At 71.2% G+C, this 14,941-nt stretch carries 13 protein-coding genes; 9 read left to right on the plus strand and 4 right to left on the minus strand.

All coding sequences use genetic code 11. The features are described 5' to 3' along the window. The first annotated feature begins 10 nt into the window (after window positions 1-10). A complete protein-coding gene (mmsA, locus tag AB0M27_RS25195; RefSeq protein WP_365724299.1) occupies window positions 11-1,513 on the plus strand; it encodes a CoA-acylating methylmalonate-semialdehyde dehydrogenase in 1,503 nt (500 codons plus the stop codon). 59 nt (window positions 1,514-1,572) lie between these two features. Here mmsA and AB0M27_RS25200 read toward each other — a convergent pair whose 3' ends face one another. Next, window positions 1,573-2,382 carry a hypothetical protein gene (locus AB0M27_RS25200; protein WP_365724301.1) on the minus strand — a complete coding sequence of 270 codons (810 nt, stop codon included), beginning with the start codon at window positions 2,380-2,382 and terminating at the stop codon, window positions 1,573-1,575. A 402-nt stretch (window positions 2,383-2,784) separates the two neighbouring features. Between AB0M27_RS25200 and AB0M27_RS25205 the strand changes: the two genes are divergently transcribed. Beyond that, the gene (locus AB0M27_RS25205; protein WP_365724303.1) at window positions 2,785-4,239 is read left to right on the plus strand and encodes an APC family permease; all 1,455 of its coding nucleotides are present in this window, start codon (window positions 2,785-2,787) and stop codon (window positions 4,237-4,239) included. Window positions 4,240-4,242: 3 nt separating this feature from the next. Here AB0M27_RS25205 and AB0M27_RS25210 read toward each other — a convergent pair whose 3' ends face one another. Further along, on the minus strand, window positions 4,243-4,653 hold the full coding sequence (locus AB0M27_RS25210; protein WP_365724305.1) for a GNAT family N-acetyltransferase: 411 nt from the start codon (window positions 4,651-4,653) through the stop codon (window positions 4,243-4,245). A gap of 115 nt (window positions 4,654-4,768) precedes the next feature. Here AB0M27_RS25210 and AB0M27_RS25215 point away from each other — a divergent pair, with 115 nt between their 5' ends. The 4 genes from AB0M27_RS25215 to AB0M27_RS25230 all read left to right on the plus strand — a co-directional run bounded on the left by AB0M27_RS25215 (window position 4,769) and on the right by AB0M27_RS25230 (window position 12,284). Further along, entirely contained in the window at window positions 4,769-7,417 is a 2,649-nt protein-coding gene (locus tag AB0M27_RS25215; protein WP_365724307.1) for a CocE/NonD family hydrolase, read from the plus strand. Next, window positions 7,414-8,268 (plus strand): ABC transporter permease, encoded by an 855-nt coding sequence (locus AB0M27_RS25220; protein ID WP_365724309.1) that lies wholly within the window; start codon window positions 7,414-7,416, stop codon window positions 8,266-8,268. The genes AB0M27_RS25215 and AB0M27_RS25220 overlap by 4 nt, the downstream gene beginning before the upstream one ends. Window positions 8,269-8,581: 313 nt before the next feature. Further along, a complete protein-coding gene (locus AB0M27_RS25225) occupies window positions 8,582-10,054 on the plus strand; it encodes a von Willebrand factor type A domain-containing protein (RefSeq protein ID WP_365724311.1) in 1,473 nt (490 codons plus the stop codon). A 286-nt stretch (window positions 10,055-10,340) separates the two neighbouring features. Then, window positions 10,341-12,284 carry an AMP-dependent synthetase/ligase gene (locus tag AB0M27_RS25230; protein WP_365724313.1) on the plus strand — a complete coding sequence of 648 codons (1,944 nt, stop codon included), beginning with the start codon at window positions 10,341-10,343 and terminating at the stop codon, window positions 12,282-12,284. A gap of 60 nt (window positions 12,285-12,344) precedes the next feature. Here the strand turns inward: AB0M27_RS25230 and AB0M27_RS25235 are convergent, their stop codons facing one another. After that, on the minus strand, window positions 12,345-12,752 hold the full coding sequence (locus tag AB0M27_RS25235; protein ID WP_365724316.1) for a rodlin: 408 nt from the start codon (window positions 12,750-12,752) through the stop codon (window positions 12,345-12,347). Between the two features lie 236 nt (window positions 12,753-12,988). Continuing rightward, entirely contained in the window at window positions 12,989-13,399 is a 411-nt protein-coding gene (locus AB0M27_RS25240; RefSeq protein ID WP_365724318.1) for a rodlin, read from the minus strand. 242 nt (window positions 13,400-13,641) lie between these two features. Here AB0M27_RS25240 and AB0M27_RS25245 point away from each other — a divergent pair, with 242 nt between their 5' ends. From AB0M27_RS25245 to AB0M27_RS25255, 3 genes are all read left to right on the plus strand, one after another. Then, the gene (locus AB0M27_RS25245; protein WP_365724320.1) at window positions 13,642-14,049 is read left to right on the plus strand and encodes a rodlin; all 408 of its coding nucleotides are present in this window, start codon (window positions 13,642-13,644) and stop codon (window positions 14,047-14,049) included. Between the two features lie 232 nt (window positions 14,050-14,281). Then, entirely contained in the window at window positions 14,282-14,509 is a 228-nt protein-coding gene (locus AB0M27_RS25250; RefSeq protein ID WP_365724322.1) for a chaplin, read from the plus strand. Between the two features lie 112 nt (window positions 14,510-14,621). Beyond that, window positions 14,622-14,941: chaplin (locus AB0M27_RS25255; RefSeq protein WP_365724324.1), on the plus strand; the 320-nt coding region annotated here is incomplete at its 3' end.

The following is a 14,941-nucleotide window of genomic DNA, read 5'->3' on the forward strand; positions in this document are numbered from 1 at the left end:
GTCTCTGGGCATGACGAAGATCGTCAACCACTGGATCGGCGGGAAGACCGTCGAAGGCGCGTCGGGCACGTACGGGCCGGTCACCGACCCGGCGACCGGCGCGGTCACCACGAAGGTCGCGTTCGCGTCGGTGGAGGAGGTGGACTCGGCCGTCGCGGCGGCCAAGGACGCCTACGCCACCTGGAGCCAGTCCTCCCTGGCTCAGCGCACGACCATCCTCTTCCGGTTCCGTGCGCTGCTTGACGCCCACCGCGACGAGATCGCCGAGCTGATCACCGCCGAGCACGGCAAGGTGCACTCCGACGCGCTCGGCGAAGTCGCGCGCGGCCTGGAGATCGTCGACCTCGCGTGCGGCATCAACGTGCAGTTGAAGGGCGAGCTGTCCACGCAGGTCGCCAGCCGCGTCGACGTGGCCTCGATCCGGCAGCCGCTCGGTGTCGTCGCCGGCATCACGCCGTTCAACTTCCCGGCGATGGTCCCGATGTGGATGTTCCCGATCGCCATCGCGTGCGGCAACACGTTCGTGCTGAAGCCGTCCGAGAAGGACCCGTCGGCCTCCCTCAAGATCGCCGAGCTGCTGTCCGAGGCCGGTCTGCCGGACGGCGTCTTCAACGTCGTCCACGGCGACAAGGTGGCCGTCGACCGCCTGCTGGAGCACCCGGACGTCAAGGCCGTCTCCTTCGTGGGCTCGACCCCGATCGCCCGCTACATCCACACGACGGCCTCCGCCCACGGCAAGCGGGTGCAGGCCCTGGGCGGCGCCAAGAACCACATGCTGGTGCTGCCGGACGCCGACCTGGACGCGGCCGCCGACGCGGCGGTCTCGGCGGCCTACGGCTCCGCCGGCGAGCGTTGCATGGCCATCTCGGCGGTCGTCGCCGTGGGCTCGATCGGCGACGCGCTGGTGGAGAAGATCCGCGAGCGCGCCGAGAAGATCAAGATCGGTCCGGGCAACGACCCGGCCTCCGAGATGGGCCCGCTCATCACCAAGGTCCACCGCGACAAGGTGGCGTCCTATGTCGAGGGCGCGGCGGCCGAGGGCGCCGAGGTGGTCCTGGACGGCACCGGTTACACGGTGGAGGGCTTCGAGGACGGCCACTGGATCGGCATCTCGCTGCTGGACAAGGTGCCGACCAGCGCGAAGGCGTACCAGGACGAGATCTTCGGCCCGGTGCTGTGCGTGCTGCGCGTCGACACCTACGAGGAGGGCGTGGAGCTCATCAACGCCTCGCCGTTCGGCAACGGCACCGCGATCTTCACCCGGGACGGCGGCGCGGCCCGCCGCTTCCAGCTGGAGATCGAGGCGGGCATGGTCGGCGTGAACGTGCCGATCCCGGTGCCGGTGGGCTACCACTCCTTCGGCGGCTGGAAGGACTCGCTCTTCGGCGACCACCACATCTACGGCAACGACGGCACGCACTTCTACACTCGCGGCAAGGTCGTCACCACGCGCTGGCCCGACCCGGCCGACGCCCCGGCGGGCGTGGACCTGGGCTTCCCGCGCAACCACTGAGTGCCCCGTGCACGACCGGTGCCCCGTCCTCTCCGGCGGAGGGCGGGGCACAAGTGTGTTCAGCGTCGCTGCTGCCTCTTGACCAGGGCGGTGACGTCGGCGGTCTGCGCGACGGGCGGTGCCTTCACCTCCACCGTCCGTCCGTACTTCTCGAAGTCCATGGTCAGTTTCAAGCCGCCGATCCTCTCCTTGATCCGCACCGGAAGATCGTCCGCGCCGACCCACACGTCCATGGTCACGGAGGCCGCCCCATTGGTCAGCGCACCCATGGGACTGTCCTTGTCGCCGTAGATGTCCTTGAGCGGGCCCAGGTGCGCACGGTCGACGACGCCCCGGTAGTGCCTCGTACGCCGCCCATCCACCGTCTCCGTGCCGAGTTCCTCCGCGTCGTGCGCGTACTTCAGGCGCGCCATGACCGCTGCCGGGCCGGCGGCGTCTCCGGAGATGGCCCGGGCGCCCTTGTCCCCGTAGGAGGCCGAGGCGTCGACCTTCATCCATTCCTTGCCCTTGAGGGGACCCGAGGGCTGTGGGTCCACGTCGTAGTAATAGGCGCCGTGCACGAGCAGGCAGCGGATCACGGAAGCGTCCTGCACCCTCTGCATGCGCACGTCCTTGGTGTTCATCTCGACGTCGTAGGCGTATCCGTCGCCCCAGGAGTACGTGCCCTCCATGGGAACGGCGGTGCCGGTGCCGTAGTCAGCCGCCATCCGGAGCCGGGCCGAGCCGACGGCCTGCGTCCGGTCCGCCGACCGTTCCAGCGCCGCCATCGTCCTGTCCGCCGTCCTGACGCTCTGCGTGCCGCACCCGGAGGCCGCCACCAGCGTCGCCGCGGTGAGCCCCAGCCAGGCGGCGGTGTGCCGCATCTTCATGCCGGGTGACTCTAGCGATCCGTACTGACATGCACGCGCCCGGTCGGCGCGTCCGGATACCGGACGGCCTGACATTTTTTTGACACCTTCGCTGCGGTTCTCGTTTACGCCGGACGAAACGGATGATGAAGGGGTTGTGTGCGGATTACCTTCGAAAGCAAGGTCACATTTACCAAGGGCTGGATGGATGCCTCTATGGGGCCGCGCAGCCTGGGAATGTGATGTGGCGTAAGGCCCTCCGCAAGTGCGGATTCCGAAGGTAAACGGCCATTGACGCGGCGGTTTTCGTCGGGGTTCCCTATGCGGGCCGGGAGCGGACGAGATGAACGTACGACGATCCGCCGGAGGCGATAGCGCTCCCGTCCCCCACCCTCAGCCGCTCAAGTCGATCGGAACCGCCGCATGACCGACACGCTCCCGCAGTCCGTGGCCGACACCGCGCCCGCCCACTCACCGGGCCTGAAGCGGTCCATCGGTGTCGTCGGCGGCACCCTGCTGACGCTGTCCTGCGTCACGCCCGCCTCCACGCTCTTCGTGATCGTGCCGGACCTGTTCTCCAGCCTGGGCACGGCGACGGCCCTGTGCATCGCCATCGGCGCGCTCCTCTGTATCCCCGTGGCCTTCTGCTACTCGGAGCTGGGCACCCTCATCCCCAGCGCGGGCGGCGAGTACGCCATCGTCTCCACCCTCGCCGGACGGCTCGCCGGCTGGCTGGCCTTCGTGATGTCGCTGCTCGTCGTGATGATCGTCCCTCCGGTCATCGCCATGGGCACCGCCGACTACCTCGCCCCGGTCGTCCACCTCGACCCGTCCATGACGGGCGCCGGCGTGATGATCGCGGCCACCCTCGCCGGTCTGCTGGACCTGCGCGCCAACGCCTGGATCACCGGCATCTTCCTGGTCCTGGAGGTCGTCGCCGCCGGGCTCGTCGCCCTGCTCGGCTTCACCCACTCCCACCGCGGCGCGGGCAGCCTCGTCAGCTCGCTGCAGGTGGCCGGCGAGCACAGTCACGTCAACCCGGTCACGGCCATGATGGTCCTCTCCGGGCTCGCCATCGCCCTCTTCGCCACCCAGGGCTTCTCCACCGCCATCTACCTCTCCGAGGAGCTGGAGAACCCGCGCCGCAGCGTCGCCCGCACCGTCCTCGCCACCCTCGCCATCTCCAGCGTCGTCATCCTGGTGCCGGTCGTGGCGATCACCCTCGGCGCCGGTGACCTGAAGACGCTGACCGGCGGCGACATCTCCAGCATGGTCATCGCCTGGAGCAACTCGGCCGTCGGCACCTTCGTCAGCCTGTGCGTCGCCCTCGCGATCATCAACGCGGGCATCGTCATGGTCATCCAGAACTCCCGCGTCCTGTTCGCCTCCGCCCGCGACAAGGCCTGGCCCTCCCCGGTCAACAACGCCCTCGCCAAGCTCGGCCGGTTCGGCTCCCCCTGGGTCGCCACCCTCGTCGTCGGCGTCCCCGGTGCCTTCCTCTGCTTCGTCAACCTCGACACCCTCTACGGCGTCACCGGCGTCGCCGTCACCGGCCTGTACCTGCTGGTCGCGATCGCCGCGCTGCTCGCCCGGCGCGGCGCCCACGGCGGCAGGAAGGCATGGCGGATGCCGCTGTGGCCGGCGATGCCGGTCCTGCTGATCGCCGTCCTCGTCTACATCCTGGTCGAGCAGGACCCGACCTACCTGTGGTGGACCGGTGGCATCACCGCCGTCGCCACCCTCTACTGGGCCTTCTACCTCCGCCCGCGCCGCGAGACCCGCTGGGTGGTGTCCCTCCCGGAGGACGTCCGGCTGGCCGAGGAGGAGGCCGAGGAGGGCCCGCAGGCCGCGCCCCTCGCCGAGGGCGCCCGGGCCTGACGCTCAGGCGAAGGCCCACGTCAGCACCGTGCACGTCCCGTCGTCCTTGCCGCCCGCACTGCGATAGGCGGCAAGGGCGACGTCGTTTCCGGCGTCCACCCCGACCCACATGCCGCAGCAGCCCCGCTCCCGGGCCAGCGCGGCCAGCCGCTCCACCAGCGCGCGCCCGATGCCCCGGCGCCGGTACGGCTCCGCGACCGCCAGCTCGTACAGGAACATCTCGGTGCCCTTGTCGGGGTGGACCGTCTCGACCCCGCTGACGAAGCCGACCGGGCCGCCGTCGTCGTACGCCAGCAGCAGATGGTGCCCGGCCGTGGTGAGGAAACGCTCCGCCCACTCCGGACGCGCCGGGTTGTCGAACAGGTGCTCGGCGGCGACGACCTCGGCGACGCTGGTGGCCCTCCGGATCTCCATGGCTCTTCGTACCACGGCTGGTGTACGCCGGGCAGGCCCTGTACTCCTGCGGGAGGGGTGGGGTTTCAGCCCACCGGCTCCATCGGTTGTCAGTGACGGCCCGTACCGTTGAGGCATGGATCTTCGCCGGCTCTCGCTGCGAGGGCTGCTCAAGAGGCCGCGTCGGCTCGTCGCCGCCGCGGCCGCCGTCGTGCTCGCCGGTGCCGGCACCTGGACGGCCGCCGCATCCGGTGACACGCCCCCGGTGCTCAGGACCGACCAGGTCATGGCGGTCGACGGCGTTCGCCTGGACACGTCGTTCTTCACCCCGGCCACCGCCGGACGGCACCCCGCCGTCCTGCTGGCGCACGGCTTCGGCGGCAGCAAGAACGACACGCGGCAGCAGGCCGAGGACCTCGCCCGGGACGGGTACGCGGTCCTGACCTGGTCCGCGCGCGGCTTCGGCAGGTCCACCGGGAAGATCGGGCTCAACGACCCCAAGGGCGAGGTCGCCGACGTCTCCCGGCTCATCGACTGGCTGGCGAAGCGGCCCGAGGTCCGGCTCGACAAACCCGGCGACCCGCGCGTGGGCATGGCCGGCGGCTCCTACGGCGGCGCGGTCTCCCTGCTCGCCGCCGGATACGACCCCCGGCTCGACGCCATCGCCCCGGCCATCACCTACTGGAACCTCGCCGACGCCCTGTTCCCGAACGGCGTGTTCAAGAAACTGTGGGCCGGCGTCTTCCTCAACACCGGCGGCGGCTGCGCCCGCTTCGAGCCCGCGCTGTGCCGGATGTACGACAGGGTCGCCGAGTCCGGCACCCCGGACGCGGCCGCCCGCGAGCTCCTTCAGGAACGCTCGCCGTCCGCCGTCGGCTCCCGCATCAAGGTGCCCACGCTGCTGCTGCAGGGCCAGACGGACTCCCTGTTCACCCTCGCCCAGTCCGACGCCGCCCAGAAGGCGATCCGGGCGAACGGCGCCCCCGTGGACGTCGACTGGATCGCGGGCGGCCATGACGGCGGGGACATGGAGACCGGCCGGGTGCAGGCACGCGTGCGTGCGTGGTTCGACCGGTATCTGAAGGGCGACAAGAGCGCCGGCACCGGCCCGGCCTTCCGGATCACCCGCACCGGAGGCGTGAACTCCACCGACGGCACCGCCCAGCTGCGCGGCGCGACCGCCGGCTCCTACCCCGGCCTGCGCAACCACCCGCGCGCCATCCCCCTGACCGGCGGCACCCGGCAGCAGGTCACCAACCCGGCCGGCGCCAGCCCACCCGGCATCTCCGCCCTGCCCGGCCTCGGCGGCTCCGGCGGCCTCGGTCAGCTGTCCGCGCTCGGCCTCGGCGTCTCCCTCGACTTCCCCGGCCAGTACGCGATGTTCGACTCGGCGCCGCTCACCCGCGACCTGCAGATCACCGGCACCCCGACCGCGACCCTCCACATCACCTCGACCAGCGACGACGCCGTCCTCTTCGGCAAGGTCTACGACGTCGGCCCCGACGGCACCCAGCAGGTGCTGCCCGCCCAGCTCGTCGCCCCCTTCCGGGTCACCGGCGCCAAGGCCGGCAAGGACGTCACGGTCACCCTCCCGGCGATCGACCACGAGGTGCAGAAGGGCCACCGGCTCCGCCTGATCCTCGCCTCCACCGACCTCGGCTACGCCTCACCGGCCGCGCCGGCCACCTACACCGTCTCCCTCAAGGGAGACCTGAGCGTGCCGACGGCCCCCGCCGTCACCACCGCCGCGGCACCCCTGCCCGCCTGGGTGTGGTGGCTGCCGGCGGCCGGCGCGGCGGTCGCGCTCGCCCTCCTGCTCACCGCCCGCCGTCGTACGGCCGGCCCCGCGCCCGACCCGGAGCTGGCCGAAGTCCCGCTCGTCATCAAGGGCTTGAGCAAGCGGTACGCGAAGTCCGCCGACCGGTACGCGGTGCGCGAGCTGTCCTTCCGGGTGGAGAAGGGCCAGGTCCTCGGCCTGCTCGGACCCAACGGCGCGGGCAAGACCACCACCCTGCGCATGCTGATGGGCCTGATCACCCCGGACGACGGCGAGATCCGCGTCTTCGGCCACGCGATCCGGCCCGGCGCACCCGTGCTGTCGCGGGTCGGCGCCTTCGTGGAGGGCGCGGGCTTCCTGCCGCACCTGTCCGGCCGGGAGAACCTGGAGCTGTACTGGAAGGCCACCGGCCGTCCGCCGGAGGACGCCCACCTGGACGAGGCCCTGGAGATCGCCGGGCTCGGCGACGCACTCGCCCGCGCGGTGCGCACCTACTCCCAGGGCATGCGCCAGCGCCTCGCCATCGCCCAGGCCATGCTCGGCCTGCCCGACCTGCTCATCCTCGACGAGCCCACCAACGGCCTCGACCCGCCCCAGATACGCGAGATGCGCGGCGTGATGATCCGCTACGCGGCCGGCGGCCGTACGGTGATCGTCTCCAGCCATCTCCTCGCCGAGGTCGAGCAGTCCTGCACCCACCTGGTGGTGATGGACCGCGGCCGGCTCGTCCAGGCGGGCCCCGTCGGCGAGATCGTCGGCTCCGGCGACACGCTGCTGGTCGGCACCGCCACGCCCGTGGAGGAGCCGGTCGTGGAGAAGGTGGCCGCGCTGCCCGGCGTCGCCTCAGCCCTGCGCACCGACGACGGGCTGCTGATCCGGCTGGACCCCGGCGGAACGGCCGAAAGGCTGGTCGCCGACCTGGTGCGGCTGGAGGTGCCGGTCGCCTCGGTCGGCCCGCACCGCCGCCTGGAAGACGCCTTCCTCACCCTGATCGGAGGTTCAGCATGAGCACGCTCACCGAGGTCGCCTCCGGTTACCAGACCCGGCACACCCTGCCCCTGCGGGTCGAGTTGGTCCGCCAGCTCAAGCGGCGCCGGACCCTGGTCATGGGGGCCATCCTCGGCCTGCTGCCCTTCGTCCTGCTGATCGCCTTCGCGATCGGCGGCGACCCGTCGAGCCGCAACGGCCGGATCACCTTGATGGACACGGCCACCGCGTCCGGCGCCAACTTCGCCGCGGTGAACCTGTTCGTCTCGGCCGGCTTCCTGCTGGTGATCCCGGTCGCCCTGTTCTGCGGGGACACCGTCGCCTCGGAGGCGAGCTGGTCCTCCCTGCGCTATCTGCTCGCCGCGCCCGTGCCCCGCGCCCGGCTGCTGTGGTCCAAGCTGACGGTGGCGCTCGGGCTGAGCCTCGCCGCGATGATCCTGCTCCCGGTGGTCGCCCTCGCGGTCGGTACGGCGGCCTACGGCTGGGGTCCGCTGCAGATCCCGACGGGCGGCGCGCTCGACACCGGCACGGCGACGCAGCGCCTCGCGCTGACCGTGGCGTACATCTTCGTGTCCCAACTGGTCACCGCCGGGCTCGCGTTCTGGCTGTCGACGAAGACGGACGCCCCGCTCGGCGCGGTCGGCGGCGCGGTCGGCCTGACCATCGTCGGCAACGTCCTGGACGCCGTCACCGCGCTCGGCCACTGGCGCGACTTCCTGCCGGCGCACTGGCAGTTCGCTTGGGCCGACGCCGTCCAGCCGCACCCGGAGTGGTCCGGCATGATCCAGGGCACCGCGATCTCCATAACGTACGCCCTGGTGCTGTTCGCCCTGGCCTTCCGGGGTTTTTCCCGCAAGGACATCGTCTCCTAGGTCACCGGAGGGTCACCCACCGGTCTCGGCGGCCCGCCGTCGTGGCCGCTTCGAGACCCATCCGCAACACCCCGGTCCGCACGTTCCACGCCCCCACGCCGTCACAGTCGAGACGAGCCGCGCGACGGCGGATCGTTCTGAACCGGCCTAGGGGGTTGGCGAGATGGCAGGGAAGCGGTGGACAGGGAAGCGGTGGACAGGGGAACGGGCGACGACGGTTGCCGAGCCGGATGCGGATCCCCGGCCCCGTAGGCCTCGCGGCTCGCTGCCGGGCGCACGGCCCCGGCACCCGAGTGTCCGCCGCCCGCTGCCCGTGCTCGCCCTCGCCGCGGGCCTGCTGCTGACGTCCTGTTCAGCGGGCCAGGGCGAACACAGCACGGCGGACCGGTCCAACGGCGCCGCCCAGCCGGCGCCCGCGCCCGGCCGGAACGGCAAGGACGCCCCGCCCGAGCGGTCCTCCGGGCAGCTGTCCACCTTCGCCCTCGACGTCGACACCGCCTCCTACACCTACGCCCGCCGCACCCTCGCCGACGGCCGCAGGCCCGAACCGTCCACGATCCGTCCGGAGGAGTTCGTCAACAGCTTCCGCCAGGACTACCGGCGGCCGGACGGCAACGGCTTCACGGTCACCGTCGACGGCGCCCGCACCGACCGCCCCGACTGGTCCCTGGTGCGGGTCGGCCTCGCCACCAGGTCCGCCGAGCCGACCGCGGAACGCCCGCCCGCCGCGCTCACCTTCGTCATCGACGTCTCCGGCTCCATGAGTGAGCCCGGCCGCCTCGACCTCGCCCAGCAGTCCCTGGACACCATGACGGACCGGCTGCGCGACGACGACTCGGTGGCCCTGGTCACCTTCAGCGAGCACGCCGAGACCGTGCTGCCCATGACCCGGCTCGGCGGCCACCGCGGCGAGGTGCACGACGCCATCGACGGCCTGCGGCCGCAGTACTCCACGAACCTCGGCGCGGGCGTCGAGAAGGGATACGCCACCGCCGTCGAGGGCCTGCGCAAGGGCGCCACCAACCGGGTCGTCCTCGTCTCCGACGCCCTCGCCAACGAAGGCGACACCAGCGCGGACGCCATCCTGCGCCGCATCGACAGCGCCCGCCGCGAACACGGCATCACCCTCTTCGGCGTGGGCGTGGGCAGCGACTACGGCGACGCCCTCATGGAACGCCTCGCCGACAAGGGCGACGGCCACACCGTCTACGTCTCCGACGCCGGCCAGGCCCGCACCGTCTTCTGCGAGCAGCTCCCGCAGAACATCGAGCTGACCGCACGCGACGCCAAGGCCCAGGTCGCCTTCGACCCGCACACCGTCACCGCCTTCCGTCTCGTCGGTTACGACGACCGCAAGGTCGCCGACAAGGACTTCCGTAACGACCACGTCGACGGCGGCGAGGTGGGCCCCGGCCACACCGTGACCGCGTTGTACGCCGTCCACACCCGGCCCGGCGCCCAGGGCCACCTCGCCACCGCGACCGTCCGCTGGCTCGACCCGAGCACCCGCGACCCGCACGAGGCCGCAGGACAGCTGGAGACCGGCGCCCTGGCCGGCTCCGTCTGGGAGGCGAGCCCCCGCCTCCAGGTCACCGCGGTCGCCGCCTACTTCGCCGACGCCCTGCGCGCCGAAGGCCTGCGGGCCGGCCCCGCCCTCCCGGGCGCCCCGGGCCTGACCCGCCTCGCCGCCCGGGCGGCCGGGCTCGCGGCGCAGACGGAGGACGAGGACGTACGGGACCTGGCCGACGCCATCCGTCAGGCGAGCCGTACCGAGCCCGAGGACTGACCGCCCCCGGCCGATCCGCCGCCACAGGGACGTACGCAACCCATGGCGCCCCGGGCCTGACCCGCCTCGCCGCCCGGGCGGCCGGGCTCGCGGCGCAGACGGAGGACGAGGACGTACGGGACCTGGCCGACGCCATCCGTCAGGCGAGCCGTACCGAGCCCGAGGACTGACCGCCCCCGGCCGATCCGCCGCCACAGGGACGTGCGCAACCCATTGACCTTTTCTTACCGGCGAGTAAGTTGGCGCAGCGGCAAGGACCTTCGCAGGGCACGAGCCGGGAGCCGCCATGGGTGTACGCAAGGATCTGAAACGGGCACGCCGGCGCACCGACCTGGCGGCGCGCAGCTCGGTGGAGATCGTCCGGGATGCCGACGGCACGGTCCGCGAGGTCCGCGCGGCCCCGCTCGCGCCCCCGCTGACCACCGGCTCCATGGCCGACCTGCCGTTCACGCACGCGGCCGAGACCCCGGACGCGGTGCTGCTGCGCCGCCGCGACCGGGGAGCGTGGCGTCCGGTGACGGCGGCCGCGTTCGCCGCCGAGGTCGCCGCCGTCGCCAAGGGGCTGATCGCGGCCGGCCTCGAACCGGGCGGCCGGGTCGCGGTCATGTCCCGCACTCGCTACGAGTGGACCGTCCTGGACTTCGCGATCTGGGCGGCCGGCGGCCAGTCCGTGCCCGTCTACCCCACCTCCTCCGCCGAGCAGGTGGAGTGGATCGTCCGCGACTCCGGCGCCCGGCACGTGGTCACCGAGACCGCCGAGAACGCCGCCACGGTCACCACCGGCACCGCCGACCATCCCCACCCACCCCGCCTGTGGCAGCTCGGCGCAGGGGCCCTCGCCGACCTCACCACCCTCGGCGACGGCGTCTCCGACGACGAACTCACCAAGCGCCGCGCCGCGTTGACCCCCGACACCATCGCGACCGTCTGCTACACCTCCGGCACCACCGGCCGGCCCAAGGGCTGCGTCCTCACCCACGCCAACCTGCACGCCGAGGCCGCCAACACCGTCGAACTGCTGCACCCGGTGTTCCAGGCCGTCACCGGCCAGACCGCCTCCACTCTGCTCTTCCTGCCGCTCGCCCACATCCTCGGCCGCACCCTGCAGCTCGCCTGCCTGCTGGCCCGCATCGAGACCGGCCACTTCCCGAGCGTCAGGCCCGACGAACTCCGGCCCGCCCTCAAGGAGTTCCGGCCCACCTTCCTGGTCGGGGTGCCGTACCTCTTCGAGAAGATCCACGACACCGGGCGGGCGACCGCCGAGAAGATCGGCCGCGCCGCCTCCTTCGACCGCGCCGAGCGGATCGCCGTCCGCTTCGGCGAGGCGTACCTGAGGAAGTTCCTCGGCACCGGCAAGGGCCCCGGCCCCGGTCTGTACGCCGCCTGGGCGCTGTACGACCTGCTGGTCTACCGCCGTATCCGCAAGGAGCTGGGCGGCCGGATGCGGTACGCCATCAGCGGCGGCTCCCCGCTGGACCGCAACCTCAACCTGTTCTTCCACGCGGCCGGCATCGTCGTCTACGAGGGCTACGGCCTGACCGAGACCACCGCCGCCGCCACCATCGTGCCCCCGCTCGGCCCCCGCCCCGGCACGGTCGGGCTGCCGATCCCCGGGGTCGCCGTACGCATCGCCGACGACGGCGAGGTGCTGATCAGGGGCGGGGTGGTCTTCGGGGCGTACTGGAACAACCGGCAGGCCACGGACGCCGTGCTCTGGGGGTCCCCCCGGACGGAGTCTGGGGGAGGCTGGTTCGCCACCGGTGACCTCGGCGCGCTGGACGAGGACGGCTATCTCACCATCACCGGCCGCAAGAAGGACATCCTGGTCACCTCCGGCGGCAAGAACGTCTCGCCGGCCGTCCTGGAGGACCGGCTGCGCAGCCGCGCGCCCGTCGGCCAGTGTGTGGTCGTCGGCGACAACCGCCCCTTCGTCGCCGCGCTGATCACACTCGACGCGGAGGCGGTCGCCCACTGGCTGTCGGTGCGGAAACTGCCGCCGGACACCCCGCTCTCCGAGCTCGTCCACGACGAACGGCTGTGCGCGGAGGTGCAGAAGGCGGTCGACTACGCCAACGAGGCCGTCTCGCGCGCCGAGTCCATCCGGGCCTTCGCGCTCGTCGAGGGCGAGTTCACCGAGGAGAACGGGCTGCTGACGCCGTCGCTGAAGGTCAAGAGGCACGCGGTGACGCAGGCGTACGCCGAGCGGATCGAGGCGCTGTACCGGACGTAGCGCACGCGAGCGGCGGGTCACCGGGGGAACCGGTGACCCGCCGCTCGGGGAGCAGCTTGCTCAGCGGTTGTTGGTTCCGTTGCCGGACAGGGCCGAGATGTCGTCCAGGATGTGCGAGAGCGGCTCGTCGCCCTTGGCCTGGGTGGAGTTCTCCACGCACTGCTGGTTCTGCGGCGCGGACAGGACCGGGATGTCCTGGACCGTGACCGGCACGACTCCGACGAGCGAACCCGCGTTGACCTTGGCCGGCAGCCCCACACAGGGCTTGTTCAGCGAACCCTGGACCAGCGAGAACTGTGGGCTCATGTCGCCGAACGTCGCCGAGTTGCCGAACGTCTGCGAAGCGCCGGTGCCGCTGGTGGAGGTGGTCCCGGTGTCGTTGCCGATGGCCAGCGCCTGGGGAGCGGCCGCAGCCGCGATGCCGGCGACCGAAGCGGCGACCGCCGCGGTTGCCCACAGCTTCTTCATTTTCATTCCCTTTCGAAAATGCTGATCCGGGGAGTCGCGCGATCGCCAACCCGGCGGCACCGTCCTTGGTTGCGGAATGTGCCTGGTTCGGTCCAGCGCCTCCGGGTGGCGCGACCGCCCTCCCCGTCGGATGTGGTGGGGGCAGATGAACGGCCAAGCGCACGGGCCGCCGTGGGAAAACGGCGGCCCGCCGACGAGGCTCGCACAACGGCCCTGACGGCTTTCTGCCGTACTGCTCAGCTGTTGCCGGTGCCGTTGGCGGACAGGGCGGAGATGTCGTCCAGGATGTGCGAGAGCGGCTCGTCGCCCTTGGCCTGGGTGGAGTTCTCCACGCACTGCTGGTTCTGCGGCGCGGACAGGACCGGGATGTCCTGGACCGTGACCGGCACGACTCCGACGAGCGAACCCGCGTTGGCCTTGGCGGGCAGCCCGATGCAGGGCTTGTTGAAGGAGCCCTGGATGAGCGCCATCTGCGGGCTCATGGTGCCGTACGTGGCGGAGTTGCCGAACGACTGCGAAGCGTTGTTGCCGCTGGCGGAGGTGGTGCCTGTGTCATTGCCGGTGGCCAGCGCCTGGGGGGCGACGGCGGCGGAGGCGCCGACAACGGAAGCGGCGACCGCGGCGGTGGCCAGAACCTTCTTGATCACGTGCTGTTCCCTTCTGAAGAAGCCCCGTCCACCGGAGCGTTCTGATCAACTGCCGGACGCCCGTTTGGTTGCTCGTATTCACTCCGATGGCCCACGCCGGAATATCTGCGGGAGCGCGTTGCGCGGCCGGGCCTTCCTGACCGCCGAATGTGAATGGTCCGACCGGGTGAACTTCCGGAACCGGACCCTCGGGACGCCGCTGATGCGGGCGAACGTGTGGCTCGTCAGGAAAGGAAAAGCACGTGCTGAATAAGGCAATGGCGACGACGGCTGTCGCCACCGCCCTCTTGGGTACGGCCGCCGCCGCGTCCCCGGCGCTGGCCATCGGCGACGACACCGGGACCACCTCCACCAGCGGCACCGGCGCTTCGCAGTCGTTCGGCAACTCGGCGGCGTTCGGCGACATGAGCCCACAGTTCTCGCTGGTCCAGGGTTCGCTGAACAAGCCCTGCATCGGGCTGCCGGCCAAGGTCAACGCGGGTTCGCTCGTCGGAGTCGTGCCGGTCACGGTCCAGGACATCCCGGTCCTGTCCGCGCCGCAGAACCAGCAGTGCGTGGAGAACTCCACCCAGGCCAAGGGCGACGAGCCGCTCTCGCACATCCTGGACGACATCTCGGCCCTGTCCGCCAACGGAACCAACAACCGCTGAACCTCACGTACGTGTGCGCACCACTCAGGTGATCCTGTTTTCTGTTCCTTCGGCGCCTGGGTGGCAACTCGGCCAAGGCATTCGGGTGAATTCTCTGGCGGCTCATGTTCCGTAGTTTCCCTGGCTGTCTATTCCTCGTTGTACAACTGCCGGTCATGGTGCGAGCCGTTCCAACTGTGCTCGCTCGGTTGTCAGCCGCCAAAGAGGCGTGACCGGAGAGAAAGGGAAAATCATGAAGAGGAGCGCTGCAGTCGTCGCAGGCGCGATCATGGCTCTGGGCGCGGCGGCTCCGGCCTTCGCCGATGCCGGCGCCAATGGGTCCGCCACCAACTCCCCGGGTTTCCTGTCCGGCAACGTGATCCAGATTCCCGTGCACGTTCCCGTCAACGTGTGCGGCGACAGCGTCGACGTTCTCGCCCTGCTGAACCCCGCGTTCGGCACCGCGTGCACCAACCACTGACGAGGTAACGCACCAGCCGCACGGCTGCGGCAGAGCCGGCCTCGGACCACAGCTCGTCGATCCGGGGCCGGCTTGTCGATTCCCTATTTCTTCAATCAGGAAGACAACAAGAGTGCGACAGACCCTGAGCAGGGGGGTAGTCGTGGCCGCCGCCGCGACGAGTGTTCTGTCTCTGTATGGCAGCCCCGCCATCGCCGACTCCAACGCCGACGGAACGTCCAACGGCTCGCCCGGTGTCCTATCCGGCAACACCGTGCAGGTGCCGGTGAACGTGCCGATCAACGCCTGCGGAAACACCGTCAACGTCATCGCGTTGCTGAACCCGGCGTTCGGCAACTCCTGTGACAGCCCGGCGAACACGGGCAGGCAGACCGCACCGGTGCCCCCCAGCCGAACCGGCAACTCCGACACGAGTTCCGTGGCGACGCCCCC

The organism is Streptomyces sp. NPDC052107, from assembly GCF_040680215.1.
In the GTDB taxonomy this organism is placed as follows: Bacteria; Actinomycetota; Actinomycetes; order Streptomycetales; family Streptomycetaceae; genus Streptomyces.

What these genes read in the sequence shown, in the direction of transcription:
- AB0M27_RS25230 (WP_365724313.1), top strand. Translation starts at nt 10,341, where the DNA reads ATGGGTGTACGCAAGGATCTGAAACGGGCACGCCGGCGCACCGACCTG.
- mmsA (WP_365724299.1), top strand. Translation starts at nt 11, where the DNA reads ATGACGAAGATCGTCAACCACTGGATCGGCGGGAAGACCGTCGAAGGC.
- AB0M27_RS25210 (WP_365724305.1), bottom strand. Translation starts at nt 4,653, where the DNA reads ATGGAGATCCGGAGGGCCACCAGCGTCGCCGAGGTCGTCGCCGCCGAG.
- AB0M27_RS25220 (WP_365724309.1), top strand. Translation starts at nt 7,414, where the DNA reads ATGAGCACGCTCACCGAGGTCGCCTCCGGTTACCAGACCCGGCACACC.
- AB0M27_RS25200 (WP_365724301.1), bottom strand. Translation starts at nt 2,382, where the DNA reads ATGAAGATGCGGCACACCGCCGCCTGGCTGGGGCTCACCGCGGCGACG.
- AB0M27_RS25215 (WP_365724307.1), top strand. Translation starts at nt 4,769, where the DNA reads ATGGATCTTCGCCGGCTCTCGCTGCGAGGGCTGCTCAAGAGGCCGCGT.
- AB0M27_RS25235 (WP_365724316.1), bottom strand. Translation starts at nt 12,752, where the DNA reads ATGAAGAAGCTGTGGGCAACCGCGGCGGTCGCCGCTTCGGTCGCCGGC.
- AB0M27_RS25205 (WP_365724303.1), top strand. Translation starts at nt 2,785, where the DNA reads ATGACCGACACGCTCCCGCAGTCCGTGGCCGACACCGCGCCCGCCCAC.
- AB0M27_RS25250 (WP_365724322.1), top strand. Translation starts at nt 14,282, where the DNA reads ATGAAGAGGAGCGCTGCAGTCGTCGCAGGCGCGATCATGGCTCTGGGC.